The 1420-nt window shown below is 62.7% G+C and carries 1 protein-coding gene and 1 pseudogene; one reads left to right on the forward strand and one right to left on the reverse strand.

All coding sequences use genetic code 11. From position 1 onward, the window contains the following. Nucleotides 1-420 (reverse strand): triacylglycerol lipase (locus MJ783_RS21600; RefSeq protein WP_239313309.1); only part of this gene is annotated, 420 nt, incomplete at its 3' end. A 208-nt stretch (nucleotides 421-628) separates the two neighbouring features. Here MJ783_RS21600 and MJ783_RS21605 point away from each other — a divergent pair. Beyond that, nucleotides 629-799 (forward strand): annotated as a pseudogene (locus tag MJ783_RS21605) (transposase); the annotation flags it as partial. Nucleotides 800-1420 lie beyond the last annotated feature (621 nt).

The following is a 1420-nucleotide window of genomic DNA, read 5'->3' on the forward strand; positions in this document are numbered from 1 at the left end:
GTACGCCGGATCGATATACACATCGGCGTCGCCCTCGGGAACGCCCGGGTAGGGCCGGAGCACCAGATGCTTGGCCAGATCGCTGCTCCCGTCACCCAGCGCGAGCGCGGCAGCCAGCGCCTCGCCCTCCTCCGGCGCGAAGGCGGCAACGTAGACCAAGGCCTTGACGTTGGCGTTCCCCGTGCTGGCGTTGGTGATCACACTGCCACCGTAGGAATGCCCGACCAACACGACCGGGCCGTCAATAGTGGAGACGCACGCACGGATGTACTCACCGTCGCTGATCACACCGCGCAACGGATTGGCCGGAGCGTAACAGGTGAAGCCGAGGGCCTGAAGCCTCGCGACCACATCGCCCCAACCGGACGCATCGGCGAACGCCCCGTGGATCAGAACAATGGCGGGCTTGTCGGTAGGCATCGCGTAGAACCACTCCTCCATGACGGTCTGGACGCGAGAACAGCCCGGCAGTCGGGCCGATCAGGTTTTGTGAACGGCGCGTGGACCACGGCCGGCAGCGCCGGGACGCCGTCCGAAACCGGGCGTCGGCCGCGGACACCACGGACCCATCGACCCGCCCCTTGCGAAGAGGATGCCGCGCGATCTCCGCGCCGGCTATACGAGGGACCTGAAGTCCACTGTCCACGAGGAAGGGGCGTCATGGGGTGCAACACCCCGGAAGTACACCCAGGAGTACAAAGACGAGGCGGTACAGTTGGTGCTCGAATCAGACCATCCCTTGGCCGCAGCCGCGAAGAGCCTGGGCATCAACGACTCAACGCTGGGGAACTGGATGAAAAAGACGAAGAACAACTGCGAAGAGCCAATTATCACTGCCAGAGCACAGTGCACCAGATCTCGTTGCCGGCAACGATACCGCAATCCGCGATCTCATCACTCCTGATCTTTGTCCAGACACCTTTCTGCCGCCAGTGCCACGATCCCACACGGGAAAATCTTTCATGGTAGCCCTCGTTGTTAAATGTGAACGCATCAACGTCGACGCCGCTACCGTCGCCGCCAGTCGTCCCGTTGCTCCGCGGTTCCTGGCTGCACCTAGCGTGTTTGAAAGACTCAGCAGCCTCAAAAGGTCAGTACACCACATATGAATCAGGTCACAGATCGGATCACCGTAATCTGATCGTCAAGGCATCGCCAATGGCTCCGCCTTATGCGCCATGTCTGCGATCAGGAGACGGCAGCAGGTCGAGCCATCGATCCCACCCCATTGGTGGGGAGCGCCGATAACCCCCGCGGTGGCGCGGCCCCCGCCGTCCGGCCTGGCACCCGGTCCCGTCGCTGACATGCCAGCGACGGGACCGCTACACCCGCGAACAGACTGTCATCGGTTCTTTGGAGAACGCCACCAGAAAGACTCAGAGCGGCAGTCATCGAAAGCCGCTCGATGCGGTCACGTCCA

Source organism: Protofrankia sp. Cj3, assembly GCF_917627355.1.
Taxonomy (GTDB): domain Bacteria; phylum Actinomycetota; class Actinomycetes; order Frankiales; family Frankiaceae; genus Protofrankia.